This window comes from Pseudomonas sp. GW821-FHT01C01 (assembly GCF_059422645.1).
On sequence record NZ_JBWKXF010000058.1, the window covers coordinates 17,485 to 35,824 of the forward strand.

At 60.9% G+C, this 18,340-nt stretch carries 12 protein-coding genes; 6 read left to right on the forward strand and 6 right to left on the reverse strand.

The features are described from left to right. Nucleotides 1-83 precede the first annotated feature (83 nt). The 3 genes from AC07XF_RS25005 to AC07XF_RS25015 are packed head-to-tail and all read left to right on the forward strand — an operon-like array spanning nucleotide 84 to nucleotide 2,758. Complete coding sequence (locus AC07XF_RS25005; RefSeq protein ID WP_495028625.1) at nucleotides 84-770, forward strand: N-acetyltransferase; 687 nt, start codon at nucleotides 84-86, stop codon at nucleotides 768-770. A 4-nt stretch (nucleotides 771-774) separates the two neighbouring features. Beyond that, nucleotides 775-1,992: a GNAT family N-acetyltransferase gene (locus tag AC07XF_RS25010; RefSeq protein ID WP_495028626.1), complete on the forward strand. Its 1,218-nt coding sequence runs from the start codon at nucleotides 775-777 to the stop codon at nucleotides 1,990-1,992. Further along, nucleotides 1,964-2,758 (forward strand): ChbG/HpnK family deacetylase, encoded by a 795-nt coding sequence (locus tag AC07XF_RS25015; protein WP_495028627.1) that lies wholly within the window; start codon nucleotides 1,964-1,966, stop codon nucleotides 2,756-2,758. Before AC07XF_RS25010 ends, AC07XF_RS25015 begins: the two co-directional genes overlap by 29 nt. A 1,009-nt stretch (nucleotides 2,759-3,767) precedes the next feature. Here AC07XF_RS25015 and AC07XF_RS25020 read toward each other — a convergent pair. Beyond that, nucleotides 3,768-4,574, reverse strand: coding sequence for a class I SAM-dependent methyltransferase (locus tag AC07XF_RS25020; RefSeq protein WP_495028628.1), 807 nt, complete (start codon nucleotides 4,572-4,574; stop codon nucleotides 3,768-3,770). Between the two features lie 170 nt (nucleotides 4,575-4,744). On the opposite strand from AC07XF_RS25020, the gene AC07XF_RS25025 reads away from it, so the two are divergent. Then, nucleotides 4,745-5,125 (forward strand): hypothetical protein, encoded by a 381-nt coding sequence (locus AC07XF_RS25025; protein WP_495028629.1) that lies wholly within the window; start codon nucleotides 4,745-4,747, stop codon nucleotides 5,123-5,125. A gap of 270 nt (nucleotides 5,126-5,395) precedes the next feature. Here the strand turns inward: AC07XF_RS25025 and AC07XF_RS25030 are convergent, their stop codons facing one another. From AC07XF_RS25030 to AC07XF_RS25050, 5 genes are all read right to left on the reverse strand, one after another. Continuing rightward, nucleotides 5,396-6,829: a sigma-54-dependent transcriptional regulator gene (locus tag AC07XF_RS25030; protein ID WP_495028630.1), complete on the reverse strand. Its 1,434-nt coding sequence runs from the start codon at nucleotides 6,827-6,829 to the stop codon at nucleotides 5,396-5,398. Then, nucleotides 6,798-8,291: a sensor histidine kinase gene (locus AC07XF_RS25035; RefSeq protein ID WP_495028631.1), complete on the reverse strand. Its 1,494-nt coding sequence runs from the start codon at nucleotides 8,289-8,291 to the stop codon at nucleotides 6,798-6,800. The genes AC07XF_RS25030 and AC07XF_RS25035 overlap by 32 nt, the downstream gene beginning before the upstream one ends. 102 nt (nucleotides 8,292-8,393) lie before the next feature. Next, nucleotides 8,394-9,506: an SCO family protein gene (locus AC07XF_RS25040; RefSeq protein WP_495028632.1), complete on the reverse strand. Its 1,113-nt coding sequence runs from the start codon at nucleotides 9,504-9,506 to the stop codon at nucleotides 8,394-8,396. Between the two features lie 17 nt (nucleotides 9,507-9,523). Beyond that, nucleotides 9,524-12,262 carry a multicopper oxidase domain-containing protein gene (locus AC07XF_RS25045; protein ID WP_495028636.1) on the reverse strand — a complete coding sequence of 913 codons (2,739 nt, stop codon included), beginning with the start codon at nucleotides 12,260-12,262 and terminating at the stop codon, nucleotides 9,524-9,526. A gap of 254 nt (nucleotides 12,263-12,516) precedes the next feature. Beyond that, nucleotides 12,517-13,965 carry a sensor histidine kinase gene (locus AC07XF_RS25050; RefSeq protein WP_495028633.1) on the reverse strand — a complete coding sequence of 483 codons (1,449 nt, stop codon included), beginning with the start codon at nucleotides 13,963-13,965 and terminating at the stop codon, nucleotides 12,517-12,519. 279 nt (nucleotides 13,966-14,244) lie between these two features. On the opposite strand from AC07XF_RS25050, the gene AC07XF_RS25055 reads away from it, so the two are divergent. Together AC07XF_RS25055 and AC07XF_RS25060 are read left to right on the forward strand one after the other, a co-directional pair. Next, complete coding sequence (locus tag AC07XF_RS25055) at nucleotides 14,245-15,591, forward strand: hypothetical protein (protein ID WP_495028634.1); 1,347 nt, start codon at nucleotides 14,245-14,247, stop codon at nucleotides 15,589-15,591. A 35-nt stretch (nucleotides 15,592-15,626) separates the two neighbouring features. After that, complete coding sequence (locus tag AC07XF_RS25060) at nucleotides 15,627-17,876, forward strand: Ig-like domain-containing protein (protein WP_495028635.1); 2,250 nt, start codon at nucleotides 15,627-15,629, stop codon at nucleotides 17,874-17,876. The last annotated feature ends 464 nt before the right edge of the window (nucleotides 17,877-18,340 follow it).

Here is an 18,340-nt window from a genome sequence, read left to right on the forward strand (position 1 = left end):
CGTCATTGATTTTTTACCGCGTGGACGATTCGTCGCGCATTGAGTCACTCCACTCACGGCCAACACCGTCAGGAGTCAAAAACATGAGCGTGCTGAAAAAACTCAGTGATCACATCAAACAAAAAGGCCTGCGCGCCACCGTCAGCAAGGTGTGGAAACACTACGTGTTTTTCCACGAAGAACTGTTGTGGATGGAGCGCGATCTGGTGAGCCCGGTACCACCACACAAGCTTCGGCCCTATACACCGCTGCGACTGGAAACCATCACCCCACAGAACGCCGTGGCGTTTGCCAGACACTTCGGTGATCGCGTGGGCACCATGGCCGAGCTTGCGTGCGAAGGGTACACCGGGCACATGTACCTGGATGAAAACGGCGATACCGTGGCCTTTATCTGGGGCAGCAAACGCGATTATCTCGACCGGCATTACTACGGCTGCCTGTTCCCGGTGAAGCCAGGTGAGTTCTTCCTGTTCGCTCTCGAGCAGATTCATGCCTACCGGGGCACCACGCTGTCGGTCGATTTCCAGCTGAACCTGTGGAAAGCCATGGCTGATCAGGGCTGCAACAAAGTGGTGGATATCTGCGAGTCCCACAACATTCCCGCTCTCAAGCTGCACATCCGCATGGGGTATCGCGAGCAAGGACGGATCATGAATATCTACCACCTGTTCGGCTGGCGCTTCTTCCGCGAAACCCGCTACAGCGGTTCACGCCTGGATGCCCTGCGCAAACCGGCACCCTCTCCTGTTCCAGCCGAGGCGAGCTGACCTTATGTCTGCACGATTCGAATGGTGCACTTCGCTGTGCACCCACGACTTTCCGGCAGCGGCTTACGAAGCGTTGCGCCAGCGCGTAACGGACCACACGCCGTTCAACTCCCTGGCCTGGCTATACGCATCGGAACTGGCGCTCAAGCCCGGCGAGCAGTTGCACGTGCTGCTCGGCTGGCAGGGTGACGAACTGGCGCTGTGCCTGCCACTGGTGGCGTCCGTGGAACGCTTTGCGCGTTTGCCGTTTCGAGTCCTGCATCATTTGGGCTATCCCCTCGCCGACCGCCTCGCGCTGCTGACGAGGCTGGACGGCGACAATTTACGCAAGGCGCTGACGCAGATCCGTCAACGCCTGCCCCATGCCGTGCTGCAACTCAATGAATTGGCCGGTTCCACGGCCCAGGCGCAGGCCCTGGCACCGTGGCAGGCGCTGAGTTCGACCACCGAACAACGCCTCAGCTGTCGAGTGCCGGTGCACTTGATCAGCGAGGCCGACCATCAGGAAGTCTCCGGCGACCCGCGCTACAAACTGCGCCGCGCGCGCAAACGCATCGCCGCCTGTGGTGCCCAGGTGCGACGGATTACCCCCGACGCCCTGACCATGGGGCCGCTGTTGCAGGAAATCAGTGAAGTCGAAGCGGTGAGCTGGAAAGGCGATGAAGGGGTCGGGATCTTTTCCGATGCGCGCCATCGCCAGTGGATGGACCGCGCCTTCACCGCCCTGGCGGCCCGAGGCCTGGTGCGCGTGGTGGTGCTGGAGCTGGAGGGGCGCTGTGTCAGCTATCGTCTCGGCTTGTTGGAACAGGGCCGACTGTACGACTACAATTTGGCATTCCTGCCGCAATATGCCGACCTGGGCAGCGGCCGGGTGCTACTCGATGAGTGGATTCGCTGGGGCCTGGAAGACAACTGGCACTGGATTGATGCGTCACGGGTCAGCCTGGAAAACTCCAGCCATCAACTGCACGAACGCATGACCGGGCAACTGGAACACTGGCGCTGGAGTTTTTATTCCTGGCGTCCAGGCGGTCTGGTGCTGGGGCTGGCCTTGCGGGTCTGGCAACGCTTCAAGCCCCGATTGCAGCAATGGCGCGCCCGGCGCACGGCGGCCACAGTCGCCACCCCGGCGCCCGTCGCAACGCCCGCGGTCAAAGCGCCTGCGCCTACGGAAAAACTCAAGGAGGGTGAACATGCCTCGGCAAGTGATCGTCAACGCTGACGACTTCGGCCTCAGTGCCTGCGAAAACGCCGTGATCCTGGGCGCATTCCAGGCCGGGCTCATCAGTTCCGCCACCGCCATGGCCAACATGCCGGCGTTCGAAGCGGCCTGCGTCCTGGCCCGGCATCCATTGCTCGAAGGCCGCATCGGCCTGCACTTCAACCTGACCTACGGCCGTCCGTTGAGCCAAAGCATTCTGCGCCGCCCGACGTTTTGCGACGGTGCCGGCGTGTTCGACCTCAACCTATCCCGCACCCGCCTCTGGCTCGGGCGCCGGGACCGCCACGCCGTGCTTGAAGAACTCGAAGCCCAGTGGCAGCGCTGCCTGGACAACGGCATCCGCCCCAGTCACCTGGACTCCCATCAACACGTGCACAACATCTGGCCGATCGGCGAGATCGTCGCGCGCTTCGCCGCTCGCCAGGGGGTGCCGGTGCGTCTGGCGCGCAACCTGGGACAAAACCTCAGCCTGCCCAAACGCGTGTTCAAGGACCTGCTCAACCGTCGCCTGAACAACCTGGCCGGCGCCACCGCCGACTACGTGTGCACCCCGGTGGATCTACGCAATGCCGAGCCGCCAGCCGAAGGATTACTGGAAATCGTCGCCCACCCGAACCGGCTCGGCGCCGACTTCGGCGATGCCTACCTGGAACCTGGAGAGTCCTTGAGTGCATTGCTGGAACAGCGTTTGCCGGGTGTGCCGCGGGTGGCCTACACCGCCGCTGGCGATGCCACACCTCAACGTGCACAGACCGTTCTGGAATAACTCGCAATCCCTGTGGGAGCGGGCTTGCTCGCGAAGGCTGTGTGTTGGTCGACGTGTTTTTTACTGGTGTACATATCCATTTCTGCGGTAACGGCCACTTAGGGCTCAGCTTTTACAGCGGGTCACTTGGAAAAGCCCCAAGTAACCAAGGGCTCTTGCCCCTGACGTTCGGCCTCACGAGGGGGGCGTGTACCGCAAAAGCGCCCGAGGCGGCCTACCGACCGTCTTGTTTGCTGAATTCGTTTGTCTGTGATGTACCTGCGGCTGGCAGGCCGCTATCGCGAGCAGGCTCACTCTTACAGGGTCGAGGTACATCCACCAGATTCAGGTCGGCTGGCGGGCCGCCTTCGCGAGCAAGCTCGCTCCTACAGGGTCGAGGTACATCCGCCAGATTCAGGTCGGCTGGCAGGCCGCCTTCGCGAGCAAGCCCGCTCCCACAGGGACCCAGTACATCCGATAGATTCTGGTCGGCTGGCAGGCCGCCATTGCGAGCAGGCTCACTCCCACAGGGCCGAGGTACATCCGCCAGATTCAGGTCGGCTGTCAGGCCGCCTTCGCTGGCAAGCCAGCTCCTACGAAGAACAGGAGCAGATCGGCGTACACCCGCGCTCTTCACCACTCATCAGGCCGAGCGTTAGCTCGCCTGCAGCGTTTGATCTTGATCCACCCGCCCCCTCGGGAGGCTTCGTTCCGGCGTTCATCCGGGGGTAGGCGCGCAGCGCCGTTCGGCGAAGCCGAACACATCGAGAGGAGGTCGAAGCGAAGCCGACCGGAGGCGATGCCCCCGGATGAATGCCGGAGCGAAGGAACCCCGAGCCTCAGCGAGGGGCCGTACGCAAGGGGCGAGACCTTTGGTTCCTTTGGGGCGTTTGCCAAAGGGACTCGCCGTAAGGGCGAAACCCTAAGCCGCCGTTACCGCAGCAACGGATATGTACACCATCAACAAAAGACAGGTCGGCTGTCAGGCCGCCTTCGCGGGCCTGCTCACGATGGCGTCAGCAGCCGCTACTCAGTTCTTCACCACCACCCACGTAAAACACAACGGTAACTGCGCCACCTGCTGCTGATAGCGGTCATAAAGTTCTTCGCGATTGGAATGCGGGTATTCCTTGAAGTGACGGATCTGCAGCCCTGCCGCAATGGCAGCGCTGAAGAGGTCGCCCAGGGTGTGGACGAACCAGTAGGACGCCGCCGACGGCTGTTCGACCTTGCCTTCGTAGACGATCGGCTCGTGTTGCACGAACGGTTCGCTACGGAAGTATGAGGTGGCCAGGTGATAAGGATCGGTTGCCTCGGGGTCGAACATTTCCAGGAACGGGTGGGTTTCGTACACCACCAGCGCGCCACCCGGCTTCAGCGTGCGCGCCACATGGCGGAAGAATTCGCCGATGTCCGGCATCCAGTTCAAGACGCCGATGGTGATCAACGCCAGATCAAAGCGATCCTGCAATTGAGCCGGCAAGTGGTGTATGTCCGCTTCGATGAATTGCGGTGCATGGGGCGAGCGGGACGCCAGTTCCCGTGCCTGTTCGAGAAACGCGTCGGACTGGTCGACGCCCACCACGCTCCGCGCGCCCAGGGCGAACAGCGACAGACATTCGCGGCCGTTGTTGCAGCCCAGTTGCACCACTTCCTTGCCGTCGACACCTGTCTGGGTCAGCAAAGCGGTCAGGGTGTCATCCAGGCAGGAAAAATCCGCGTGCGCCACGTCTTTCAACAAGGCTTGCCATTCGCAGGAGTCTTTGTGGTGACGGGCGGAGTCATTCCAGGCATCGCGGTTACTGGCGATGGCTTGTTCTTTTGTCGGCAGTTCCATTGCTCGCTCCAGGGTTCGGGTCGTCGATTTGACCGGCCGGAGTCTAGATCAACCTCCTCCTGGCATGTGTTGCGAACTTGTAATCCGCACAGCGCCGACGGCTGCCCACGGCCGCAGCTATAGTTAATGACCTTGGGGCATGCGATTAAACCGATTTCGCAGGTGTTGCCATGAAAAAAACCGACCTGACGTTTTTGCTCGCCTTCTGCCTGAGCGCGACCGCTGTCGCCCACGCCGGCGACTTTCCAAACACCACTGACTACAGCAGTGAATTCAACTATTACGGCGCCGACCAACCCTTCGCGCACCCTGTACCACCGTCCATCAGCATCGTGCCGCCGGGTTCGTACATCCCGACCGCGCCCGGGGAATTCATTCCGGTTTCCAGCGAGCACGTGTTCTACGACTCGCGCCTGCCGACCGTGGCCGACGCCACGGTTCGGGTGTTTATCCGCTCCTACGATCCGGAGCGTGGCGTCTATGTGAACCAGGAAGTCGAGAACCCCAGCTGCATGCTGTCCTGTCTGAGACAAGGCCCGGTGTTGCAGTGAGCCTAGGGGGCGTTCTCAATTGGTTTCCCCACCGCGTTGTCGCCTTAAAGCTGGCCAGGCAAGGCGTAGGCCGCTGGGAATGGTTGTTCCCTTTCCAAGGCCTGCAACGCAGCATGGCCAGCTTTAAGGCACAACCCGAAGGGCCGGGCCTGCTGTTGTGCAGGGCTGTGTTGCTCGAAGCTGATTTGAAATGACCAAACTGCGCTTCTCGCGCCTTGCCCTGCACAACAGCAGACCCGGCGCGGTAGGGAAACCAATTGAGAACGCCCCCTACCACTGGCGTTTGTCCGGGCGGGCGAGGCCGAGCTTTTCGATCCGGTAGCGCAACATGTCGCGGCTAAGTCCCAGCAAGCGTGCCGATTTGGTGACGTTCCAGTCGGTCTTGTCGAGCATCTTGCGCACCATGTCGCGCTCCACTTCCGGCAGGTTCATGGATTCGGTGCCGTTGTAGGACGGACGCAGTTCGCTGAATTGTTGCGGCTCCTGATGAAACATCGGTGGCTCATCCACCAGGCTCAGGCAGACATTCAACTGATGGGCGGCGATGGTATCGCTTTGCGCCAGCAACACGGTTTGCTCCAGCATGTTGCGCAATTCGCGCACATTGCCCGGCCAGCTGTAGCTGAGCAGCAGCTCCTCGGCCTGATTACTGAAATGCAGGTTCGGCTTGCCATAGCGTTTGCCATGCAGCGCCAGGAAGTGCCGGGCCAGCAGCAGGATATCGTCGCCACGGGCATACAGGCGCGGCACCTTGATCGAAATGATGCGCAGGCGGAAAAACAGGTCGCGGCGGAATTTGCCTTGCTGGACCATCTGTTCGAGATTGCAGTTGGTGGCGCTGATCACCCGCAGATCGACCTTGCGCTCCTTCACCGAACCGACCCGGCGAATGGTCCGGTCTTCCAGCAGTTTCAGCAGCTTGGCTTGCAACAACAGGTCCATTTCACCGATTTCATCGAGGAACAGCGTGCCGCCATCGGCCGCTTCCACCAGCCCCATGCGACGATCCTTGGCGTCGGTAAAGGCGCCCTTCTCATGACCGAACAGTTCCGATTCCACCAGATTGGACGGGATCGAGGCGCAGTTGAATTCAATGAACGGGCCCTTGCTGCGCGGGCCGTCGAAGTGCAAGGCCCGGGCCACCAGTTCCTTGCCGGTACCCGTCTCGCCTTCCACCAGGACCGGCGGCAGATCGCTGTTGGTCATCCGCCGTTCGGCGTCGAGCAACTGGCTGATGGTGCCCTTGAGATAGGCCATTGGTGCCGATTCGCCAATCAGTGCCTGCACCCCCGACTTCTGGGCCTCACGTTCCTGGTAAAACGACAGCGTGCGCTCCATGCGGTCGGTAGCCAGGGCCTTGTCCAGCAGCAATTTGAGTTCTGGCAGGGCCACCGGTTTGGTGACGTAGTGAAAGGCGCCCTCTTTCATCGCTACCACGGCGTCTTCGACGTTGCCGTAGCCGGTCATCATGATCACTTTCAGATCCGGCGCGCGGATGCGCAGCTTCTGGATCAGGTCGTGACCACTCATGCCCGGCAACGAGTTGTCGGTCAGTACCACGTCGGGAGTGAAAGAACCCAATTTCTCCAGTGCGTCTTCAGCCGAGTGGCAGACGGTCACCTCGAAGTCTTTGCGCTCCAGGTAAGTCTGAATATTTTCGGCGAGGATTTCGTCATCCTCGACCAGCAGAACGCTGTGCTCCATATTCCCCTCCCGTTGCCACTTTGAAATTGAGACAAACGCGGGTTCCTTCCTGCTCCCGGCTGGTCAGTTCGACCGAGCCGTCAAAACGCTCCATTATTCTTTTGACCAGGGCCAGGCCTACACCCAACCCGCCTTGTTTGGTGGTGAAAAACGGCTTGAAGACCATCTGTTGCTGTTGTGTGGACATGCCCTTGCCCGTGTCGGTCAGGATCATGCTCAAGTCGCCGGGCACCGAGGAATCGATCTCGATCGTCAGCACGCCACCCTTGGGCATGGCTTCCAGTGCATTAGCAAACAGGCTATTGAGTATTTGCGTGAGCAGCACCTGTTGGCTGACGACCGGTGGCACGCTGACAGGAGCGAAACGCACTTCGACGTCCGAACGTTTGATCAAGGACTCGAAGGCACTCAAGGTGTCTTCAAGGGCCAGCACTAGGTCGACCGTCTCAAAATCGTCATTCATCGGTCGCAACGACACCAGCAATTCACGGACCCAGCGCGACATTCGGTCGACCTGATTGATGATGTCGCCAATGTTCTTTTGCGCGCTCTGGGTGGCGATTTGCTGGGCCAGTTCGGCGCTGGAACGGATATTTGCCAGCGGGTTGCGCAAGCTGTGGGCGACCGCCGAAGACATCTCGCCAAGGGCGACAAAGGTCTCGTTGGCGATCAGTTGTTTCTGCTGGCTCTGCAACAGCATCGCCGCGCGTCGCACGATCCAGTACAGCCCCAGGTAAATGGCCGCCCCGCCGATCAGCGTAGCCAGCCAGATCGCCTTGAAGCCACGCTGGATGCGTCCCACCAGATCCAGCGGCTCTTTATAGATTTCCACCATGGCAATCACTTTGCTTCTGTCGGTGTTGAACATCGGAATGTAGTTCTCGACGAACAAATACTCCGGTTCGCGCAGCAAACGCTGCTCGGGACGCTGCTCATCGATTTCGTGGTAACTGGTGGACACCGTCGATTTCATTTCGAAGGATTCGTCCAGCTCATCGTCGCCTTCGATGCGCACACCGATCAACTCGGGGTTGGTCGACCAGACCACGGTGCGGTCGAGGGCGTACACCGTCGCCAGCAGGATATCCGGCAGATGCTCCACATGGTCAAGAAACTCAATGCGTGCGGCGGCCCGGGATTCGGGGCTGACATTGGGGTCGGCATGGTCCAGGCGCGGGTCGAGCATTTCACCCATGGTTCGGTTCGGGACAATGCCGGCATGACGGATTTCGGCCTCGCCAATGGACTGAATGAACTGCGCCGTCAGCATCGAATCGCGCTCGATGCTTTCGTCGACCACAAAGCGCGTGGAAATGTAACCCAGCCCCAGCGCCACCGCGGCGATAATCAGAAAGCTCGCCAGGGAGAACCAGCGCAGCAAGTTGAACTGCGGCTGCCAACCCTTGCGCTGTGCTGCCGGAGCCTGCGGCGCAGCTACTTTTTGTTGTTCGAGTATCTGCATGGCTGTGTCCTGGATGCTTGATATCGAGCCTTTTCAGCTGCTATCTGGATCAGTGTAGGTGGCATTGATAGCCACTGACTGGCCAACGTAATTTTTTTGACACTATTGCACCTGCGGCATGTCGGGGGGCGCGATCGAATGATGATGTTCAGGCTCCTCGTTTCCACTGACCAATGGCGTCACTGGCGGATGCTGACGGTTGGTTTCTTCGTGCAGGAAATCGATGATGGACTGGGCGGAATGCTCATCCAGCCGCAAGTTGGGCATCGGGATCTTGTTGTAGCGTTCGAACAGTTCTATCGCAATCGGGTCCTTTTCCGCGAGCATGCGGTCAGGTTCGCGGATCCAGCGGTTGAGCCAGACCGGATCGCGCTGATGGGTCACGCCAATCAGGTCCGGGCCGATGCTGCGCAGTCCGATGCCCTGCCCGTCCAGCGGGCCAAGGCTGTGGCAAGACGCGCAGCGGGTGCGAAACAGCTCTTCGCCATTGCTCGGAGGACGGATTTCCGGAGCGTTGGCATAGCTCTCTTCCACGCTGGGCTGCTTCCAGTTCTGCAAGGTATTGGCCAGTTGGTCGGCCAGAATCCACGGGTTTTCGAACGGCGAGGCTTTCATCCAGCGGCCCGTTTCCTGGTTGCCGACGATCAGGCTCAGGTTGTGGTCCTTGCTGCGCCCGTTATCGATGCCTTCGATGAACAGCCCCAGTTTCTGCCGCAGTTCGGTGACGTCAGCGAATTCCCCGGTGAGGAATTTCCACCCGGGCCCGACCTGGAAGCGTTGCGCATAGGCCTTGAGCACCTCGGGGGTATCACTCAAGGGGTCGATGCTGATGGAGTAGAAAAAGATGTCCTTGCCGACCCGATCCCCCAGCAGTTTCTGCACCTGGCGCAGGCGCGCGGTTTCCAGGGGGCAGGAGTCGCTGCACGAGGTGAAGATGAAGTTGATCACCACCACCTTGCCTTTGATCATGTCATCGAAAAAACGCACCTGCTGACCGTCCTGGTCGGTCAGCAGGGTGTTGGGGAAATAGCCGCCACCCCACGGGGTGGCGGGTTCAACTTCAGCAGGTACGGGAGTGGATGCCAGAGCAGGTTCGGGCGTCGACGTGAGCTGGTTGGCGACCAGCAGATGGCTGGCCAGCAATCCGGTCACCAGCATCAGCACCAGGTCTATGCCCAACGCTCGTGGGCGTGGTGAATGCGTGTTCATGTTCATGTCGACACCCTCCCTGTTCAAGGTTTGGCCACCACTTTAGGGCCGAAGCCGTCGCCATTGAGGAAGGTTGGCAGCGCGGCGGAGTTCACGTAGCGCACACCATCCCAGCTTGGCAGTGGAGTCGGCATCAACTGAAATTGCCCGGGCTTCTCGATGTCCCAACGCAGCAGCATGGAGTTGTCCTCGTGCTGGGTGTTGTGGCAGTGCTCCATGTAGGTCCCGGCGAATTCGCGGAAGTTGATCGCCATCTCTACGTTGTCCAGGCCATCCTTTTCAGCGCCGATGCGGTATACGTCCTTACGCGCCCACTTTTCCCACTCTGGTGGGGCCTTGCCGCCACGACTGAGGATGATCCCCTCCTCGAAGTGCACATGCACCGGGTGGCTCCAGCCACTGCCGCCGAGCCTGATGTTCCACACTTCCAATGTTCCGAATCCGGTGGTGCCGGCATCGGTTGGGCCGCTGGCCAGGTGGGTTGCAGCGCTCAGGCGACGTGGATCCATGTGGAAGCCGAAGCCGCCATCGGTCTTGACCGTCCAGGGCGCCTCATCGGTGCCGTCGGAGCGGCCAAAGGTGAAGGTGCGATGGCGGGCCTTGGCCAGCAGCGCCTTGTCGGCCGCGTTGTCGCGATGGATCTTCAGCGGGATCATCACCATGCCCTCAGCCTTGCCCGGTTTGGCCGGTTCGTAGGCTGCAGGGTCCATGGCCAGGTCCTGGCCGGTGTAGGCCTTGACGTTGAGTTGCAACACCTTGCCCACCGCCGGGTCGCCACTGTCCCACATCGGCCCTTTGCTGGTTTGCTTGATCACCGCTTTGTAATTTTCGGAGAGCACGTCAGCCAGGGAGATGGGTTCTTTCGGGCCTTTGCCGTCCTCGTGGGCCAGCAGGTTGACGAAGAACACCTTGTCGCCTGGCTTGATGCCGTTTTTCGCGAAGTTGACGATGATGTCGAAGCGCTCGGCAATGCCCTGGGTGGGCAGGATTGCGTTGTGGTTCTGTTTGTCGCCGTCGCCGTCCAGGTCCATGCTGCCGTCGAAGGGCACCGCGTGTTCCATGATATTGCCGTCGTTGGCGATCATGTGGAACGGCACGCGGGCATAGGACACACCGGAGCCTTTAGGCCCCTGGAACTCGCCACTGGTGCCCTTGATTTCACGCACGAGCGCCAGTTTGTAGTAACGCGATACCGAACCGTTGAGCATGCGGAACCGGTAGCTGCGGGCGCGCACGTCCAGGGTCGGTTTCCACTGCCAGTTGACCAGCACCTGATCGCCCAGGAAGCCGTTGGTGTTGAACGGGTTGAACCACAGTTGGCCGTTCTGATCCCAGGCCTTGTCGGCGAACAACAGGTTGACGTCGTAGTCGCGGTTACCCCAAGGCAAGGCACTGCCGCTAGGAAAACGCAGGTTGACACCATCGTTGACCGACTCGTTGCCACGGTCCAGGGCGCTGTAGTAGTTCATCATCGCCGCGTTGCCCTTGTAGACGTTCTGCGCGGTGAAATCGAGCATGTGGTCGTGGAACCAGTGGGTGCTCATGGTTTCGCGCCAGTCGCCACGGATCTTGATGGTGCCGTGGTCGCAGGTTTTCAGACCCGGGCTGCCGTCGTTGGTCCACAGGGTTTCGCCCGGCGAGCACGGGAACGCCGCACGCGGATCCTGAGCGTTGGTGTTGATGCTGTCATAGCCGGCCAACTGGATCGGCCAGCGATAGTCGTAGTACTGCCCCGGGAAAAAAAACGCGTTGGCATAGCCGTCGCTTTCCGCCGGTGCGTGCCCGTTGTGTTCGTGGGTGGTGATGGTGTGCAGGCCAAAACCCATGTTCGCTGCCGGGTCGATGGGCAAACCGTTGTAGTGACGCATCAACACCGGCTGGCCATACCGCACCATCAACAGTTTTGGCGGCAAGGTGCCGTCGAAGGTCCACACCGAATTGTGGTTCTGTACCGGCATGGCCGGGTGGAACCGGGGATCGACGCCTTTGGCGGTGCCGTCCGTTGCCGGTACGCCCGCGACGTTGTGATACAGGCCACCGGGGCCGAACTCACCCAGGGCATAGCCGTGCATCTGATGGCTGTCACGCACACCGCCGTTGACCCGCGCACCGGTCTGCACGGTTTTGTAGGCCTTTTGCGGGTAGAACTCGTTCCAGCGCTGATGGGACCAGCCCTTTCCTGGCGGGCGACCTTCGGCGGAAGAGCCAATGTGACGGTTGAGGAAGTATTCGATCTGTGCCTGCCAGGGGTTGCGGTCAACCACATTGGAGTACTGGCTGGGGAACGGTGTCAGCCCCGGTTGACGCAGGAACGCATCGAGCGCCGGACTGGGCGGTGCGCTGCGGGCCGCACTGGTCGGGTCCTGTTGAGGCAACGGGCCAATGGCCGCCGGTGGAAACGGCAAGGGCGCCGCGGGTGTGGTGGGGTCGAGTTTTTCCGGACCGAACTCTTCGAATAACAGCAGTTGCTGGGTGAATGGCTGCGCACCGAACAAAGGGCTGGGCTTGCCATTGGTGGGGTAGTTGAAGCTGGTCTGCACTGCAGGCGGCAGGATGTTTTCCACTCGCGTGGTGTTGCGTGTGCCATTGACCCCGTTCGGCAAATCGAAGGAACCTACGTTGGCCCCCGGCATGCTCAAAATGGCATTCAGCGCCGCGGGTTCATCAGCGGGTTCGTCGTTATAAGCCGAAGGATCGGTAGGCTCTGGCTGTCGCTCATCATCTATGGGGCTGGCGCGCAGTGTCGCTGTTCCCAGCGTCATCATCAGCAGGACGCCCAAGGGCGCTAACAGTCCTAAACGTTTGAATTTGTACCGCGCATTTCTTTCCATCACCAGCCGCCTCGATGTCGTGAAGGGGGTGATGGTGGTTGTGCAAGGACCTCGCCAATCTTGTAACTCTTTTATACAAAAGTACTAACACTCAATGAATCAATGGCTTACCAACATTAATGTGCCATTTCCGTGGAAATGCCTGGGGATTGATACCCGCTAACGGGGATGGTTCATCCCCATTGTCAGGGGACCAGATTGAACAACAGGCGGACAGTGGTGCCCACGCCTTCACGGCTATCCAGGGTCACCGCACCGCCAAAACGCTCCATGATCCGCTTGACCAGCACCAGCCCGACGCCCAGCCCGCCCTGCTTGGTGGTGAAAAACGGCCGGAAGGCCATGGTGCGTTGTTCTTCGCTCATGCCTTTGCCGGTATCACTCACCGTGACGCTGACGCGCTGGGCATCGCGCGGCTCGATCTGGATGGTCAGCGTACCGCCGCCTCTGTCCATGGCTTCCACCGCGTTGGACAGCAGGCTGTTGAGGATCTGGGTCAGTTGCACCTGCTGACTCAGCACCATGGGCGTCTGGTCCGGCTCGAACACCACGTTGACCCTGGCTTTGCTGATCTGATGCTCGTAAGCCATCAGGCTGTCATGCAGTGCCGCCACCAGGTTTACCGGTTCAGCCTCGTCATTGAGCGGTCGCAGGGACTGGAGCAACTCCCGCACCCATCTCGACATGCGATCGACCTGACCAATGATGTCGTTGATGTTCCCGTGTGCCGGACCGCTGTCGAACTCTATTGCCAGTTCGGCGCTTGAACGGATGTTCGCCAACGGATTGCGCAAACTGTGGGCGACCGCCGAGGACATCTCCCCCAGCGCCACAAAGGTTTCATTGGTGATCAATTGCTTCTGCTGCGTCGCCAGCAGGATCGCCGCCCGCCGCACGATCCAGTACAGCCCCAGGTAAATCAGACCGCCGCCAAGGGCGGTTGTCAGCCAGATCAGCACCAGGCCGCGCTCCATGCGATTGATCAGGTCCTGCGGTTCCTTGTAAATCTCGACCATCGCCGTGACGGTGGTGCCATCGGCATCGAACAGGGGAATGTAGTTTTCGATGAAGATGAATTTGGGTGGCTCCAGGAACTTCTGCTCCATGCGGGACTTGTCCACATCGTGGTAACTGGTCGACACGGGTAGCTTCGAGCTGAACGCCCGGTCGAGGTCTGCATCGCCATGGATCGTGATACCCGTCAAGGCCGGGTTGGTCGACCAGATCACCATGCGGTCGGGGGCATAGATGTTGACCAGGATCACGTCCGGCAAGTTTTCGATATGGTCGAGGAAATCATGACGGGCATTGGCGCGTGACAGCGGGTCGACGTCAGAAAAGTCCTTGTCTTTTCGTGGGTCGAGCAACTCGCCCATGGTCCGGATCTTGGGGATCGACACATTGCGCACCTCGACCGAAGCAATCGCCTGAATGAATTGCGAGGTCAACAGCGCATCACGCTGTACGCTTTCGGTGATCACGAATCTTGTGGACACCGCCCCCAGCGCCACCGCCACCGTGCCGATCACCACCATGCTGATCAGCGAAAACCAGCGCAGCAGATCGAACGGCTGCTTGCGCGTGTTCAAGCGGGCTTCGCTTTCGGTCACAAGCACTTTGGTGATTGAGTTCATGGACACGGTTCCCGGAAACCTCCTATAGGTTTATAGCCCACACATAGCCGTTTGCCCGAACCTGGGTACTGCGATCCCCACCTCCCGCGCCCCATTCACCCCCAAAGTTGGGGGCAACTGCCCGCCCGCCCCAGCTTCCCGGTCTATCGCCAGCGACTGCGCCTAGGCCTTTAGTCCGAGCTTCTCACGGGCGTTTTCGCTGATTGGTATGGAAGTTGCCAAACATCCTGCCAACTGACCAGTCCCCAAGGGGCAGGTACTTCGATAGAGGGAATACTCATGCACCCTTTACTGTGCAAAACCGCGACAGCCCTGATCGTGACCGCTCTGGCCCAAGGCATTGCCCAGGCAGCGCTGTTTGCCGTAGACCCCGGACCCTACCTGCCAGCCAATGGCAATTTCGCCGCCTGGTATCAAGATACCCACGGCCGAACCCTTGATCTGTGTTTATCCAAGGCTGTCAGTTCCAGGGTTCCAAGCGCGCCGGGTGCGCCGACTTACATGTGCTCGTTGATCCCGACCCCCGGTATTTTCGACGACACCAAACCGTTGGTCTTCCCGACCAATTTCCCCGACGAAGCGTTCTGGGCCACCGGCGAAACCACCATCGTCGATGCTGCCCGAGGCATCGACCTGACCTATGTCTCGGCGCTCGAAGCAGCCTTCAGTGGCGGTGATCCACTGGATGGCGATCAGATCAGTTTCGCCCGTATCCGTATTCGCATCGATGTGCCCGCCGCCGGCACTTACGTCGTCACCCACCCCTACGGCGTCGAAGTGTTCAGCGTCGACACCCCCGGCCGGCGGGCTATCAACATGACCCGGGACATCGGCATCGGTGCGCCAAAAACCTACGACGGCGCGCTCAAGGGCGACGTCGGGCCGTTCCTGCGCAGCGTCAATGGCCCCTACACCGAGACCAACCCGACCACTGGTCAGGCCGAACAATTCGTCGGCGATCCGAACCTCACGGAAGCCGTCACCGGCAGCCCGTTCAACACCAACTACGTACGCATCGAAGGCCCCAATGGCCTGGACTTGCGCACCAACCTCTTCGCCGTATCCGGCAAGTTGTCGACGGTGGTCCGGCCGACTCCGGTGATTGCCGAACGCAGCACCTACTCGCGACATGCCGGCACCAGTGCCCCGGTGGCCCAGCAGGACGTGTTCGTGATGGCCCCGCCACCACCGGCTACCGTGACCCTGGACAGCAATAACCCGGTCCTGAACTTCACCGAAGCGAACACCACCGGCCACTGGTATGCGCAGTCGCCGAACAATCCGACGTTGCCGAGCACCTTGCAAGTGACCGCCGACAATCATCTGGCCATCGCCAGCAGCACGCCGACCACCTTGCCCATGCCGCTGACCGACCTGGTGACGATCTCACGCGCCGAGTACAGCCTGAGCACCGGGCAAATCACCATCGTGGCTTCGACCAGCGATGAAATCTCGCCGCCGGTACTCACCGCCACCTCCGGCACCGGTATCGCCATCGGCGCCCTGAGTGGTGACGGCGCAGTCAAAAGCCTGGCCACCGGCATCACGCCGATTCCGCCAGCCCAGGTTCGCGTGACGTCATCCAATGGTGGCAGCGATACCGAAGAAGTGGTCATCGTGCAATGAACGCTCACATGCCCAGATCCTCATCAGGAGGCATCATGAACAAATGGCCACGCCTGGCGGTCAACGCCCTGGGACTGACTCTATTGCTGTCCGGCAGTGCTTTCGCGCAACTCGCCGCCGTCGATCCCGGCCCTTACACCTTTGCCACCGGGAAATTCCCGATCTGGTATCAGGACAACAATCAACTGTCGATGGAACTGTGCCAGTCACGTGCCGCCAGCTCGCGGGTGGCCGCCAGCGTGCCGCCGGCCTACATGTGCACCCTGTTGCCGACGCCGGGTATTTTCGACGACACCCAGCCGATGGTGTTCCCGGATAACTGGCCAGACGAAGCCTTCTGGTTTCTCGCCGAGACCAACATTCCCAACAACACCGCCGGCTACGGTATGGATGCCTATGTCGCCGGGATAGAAGCGGCATTCGCTGGCGGAAATCCGCTCGATGGCGATCAAATCAGCTTCGCGCGGATCCGTATGCGGGTGAACATTCCCGTCGCCGGGACCTACATCATTACCCACCCTTACGGCGTGGAAACGGTCAACGTCACCACCCCCGGCCGTCGTGCGATCAACCTCACCAGGGACATCGGCATTGGTGCACCGGGTAATTTCAGCGGCGCACTCAACGGTGCGGTCGGTCCGTTCCTGCGCAGTGTCAACGGCCCCTATACCGAGGTGAACCCGGACACTGGCGCCGTCGAAACCTTTGTCGGCGACCCGAACCTCACCGAAGCCGTGACCGGCAGCCCCAACAACACCAACTTCGTGCGTATCCAGGGTCCGGCCGGCACTCTCCAGACCAACCTCTTCACCCTGTCCGGCAAGGTGCTCGACAATCGCGCGCAAACCGCGGTGGACATGAGCCGTGCCACCTACCGCCGCACAACTGGCACGGGCGGCACCAACACCCGGGTCGAGGTGTTTGCCAAAGCGGCCAACGGTTCGAGCCTGTGCTTTCGCGAAAGCATCGCCCTGGTGCCCGGCCCGCCTGTGTCACCTTGCCAGACCAACATGGTCAGCGATAACAACGGTGTGTTCTTCGCCCAGCATCTGCTGACCAACGGAACCGTGCCTGCGGTCGTGGTGGTCACCGCCACCAACCCGGCCGGGACCACCCGCCCGACCTCGGTGTCGAGCAAGCTCTCGGACGTGGTGAAAATCCAGACCGCCCGTTACAGCTGGAGCAATCACAGCCTGCTGATCGAGGCCACCTCCACAGACGAAGTGGTGGTTCCGGACATGGTCGCCCAGGGTTACGGACGGCTGTCGAAAGCCGGCACCCTGCAAAGCCTGACAGTGCCTGACCTGACCCAACCCCCGGCAACCGTTACGGTCAAATCCGGCGCCGGCGGCAGTGACACCGAGCCTGTCGTTGTAGTCGGTACGGCGCCGGATACTGGCGCGAACCAGGCACCAATCTCCGTCGCCGATACCGGTAGTACCAGCTTCGGCGTGCCGATCACCCTCAACCTGCTGGCCAACGACCGTGACCCGGACGGCAACACCCCACTGAGCATCACCGCGTTGACCCAACCCGCCGCAGGCCAGGGCACCGTGGCACTGAGCGGCACTACGGCGGTGGTCTACACCCCTCCGGCCGTCGTCAGCGCGCCGTTGACCACGACCTTCACCTACAAGGCCCAGGACGTCAAAGGCCTGGCCTCGACGACGGCGGCAACCGTGACCATTACCGTGGCGCCTAACCGCCCTCCGGTGGCAGTCGCCGATGCCGTTACGACACTGGGTGTGGCGATTCCAATCAACGTGCTGGCCAACGACACCGATCCGGAAGGCAACCTGCCCCTGGCGGTCGCCAGCTTCACTCAACCACCGGCAGGTCGCGGCACCGTCAGCGGTAACGGCACGGTGCTCACCTACACCCCGCCGGCCACGGTCACCACAGCCTTCACCACGACCTTCACCTACTTCGCCCAGGACAGCTTCGGCGCCCGGTCGGCGTCGCCGGCCACGGTGACGGTGCAGGTCTCGCCACGGCCTGCTGCGGAAACCTTCGCAGTGACCACCGCAACGGTGAGCGCCCGCTCCAACAACCGCTTCACCTGGGACTTTGCCGGCACTTCATCGGTGACCACCGGCAACACCATCACCATCAAGGTCACCACGCCGGCCGGGCTGGTCACCCTGGGCACCACCACCGTACCGGGGAACGGTCGCTGGAAGTTGACGGTGAACAACACCACCACGGTGGTTCCGTCAGCGAACCCGACTGCCACGATCACCTCGTCCCAAGGCTCCGTGCGGACGGTGCCGGTGATCGCCAACTGAGCCCGCGCCCCATCAGCCACGTTGGTTGATGGGGCCGGCTTCAACCCGATGGAAAACCGCGGCCTCGTGTGGGGGGCCGCGGTTTTTTTTGCCGGGTGCATTGATGGAAGCAATCCAGCGGTGGTCTGGCTGCCATCACTGGAGCAGTGCCCGACCAAGCTCAATCCAATGGGCTGGGACAACTGCAAGTGAATGGTTGGCTCGTAAGCCGCCATCGCGAGCAAGCTCGCTCCTACAGGGTCGAGGTACATCCGCCAGATTTAGGTCGGCTGGCAGGTCGCCTTCGCGAGCAAGCCCGCTCCCACAGGGGATTGGGTATACCTGTGAGAAATTGGTCGGCTGGCAGGTCGCCTTCGCTGGCAAGCCAGCTCCTACGAGGAGCAGGAGTGAACTGGTCAAGTAATCCCGGACACCGATTACGGTGTTTATGCCGCTTTTTGCTCCATGGCTATTGGCGACAGATA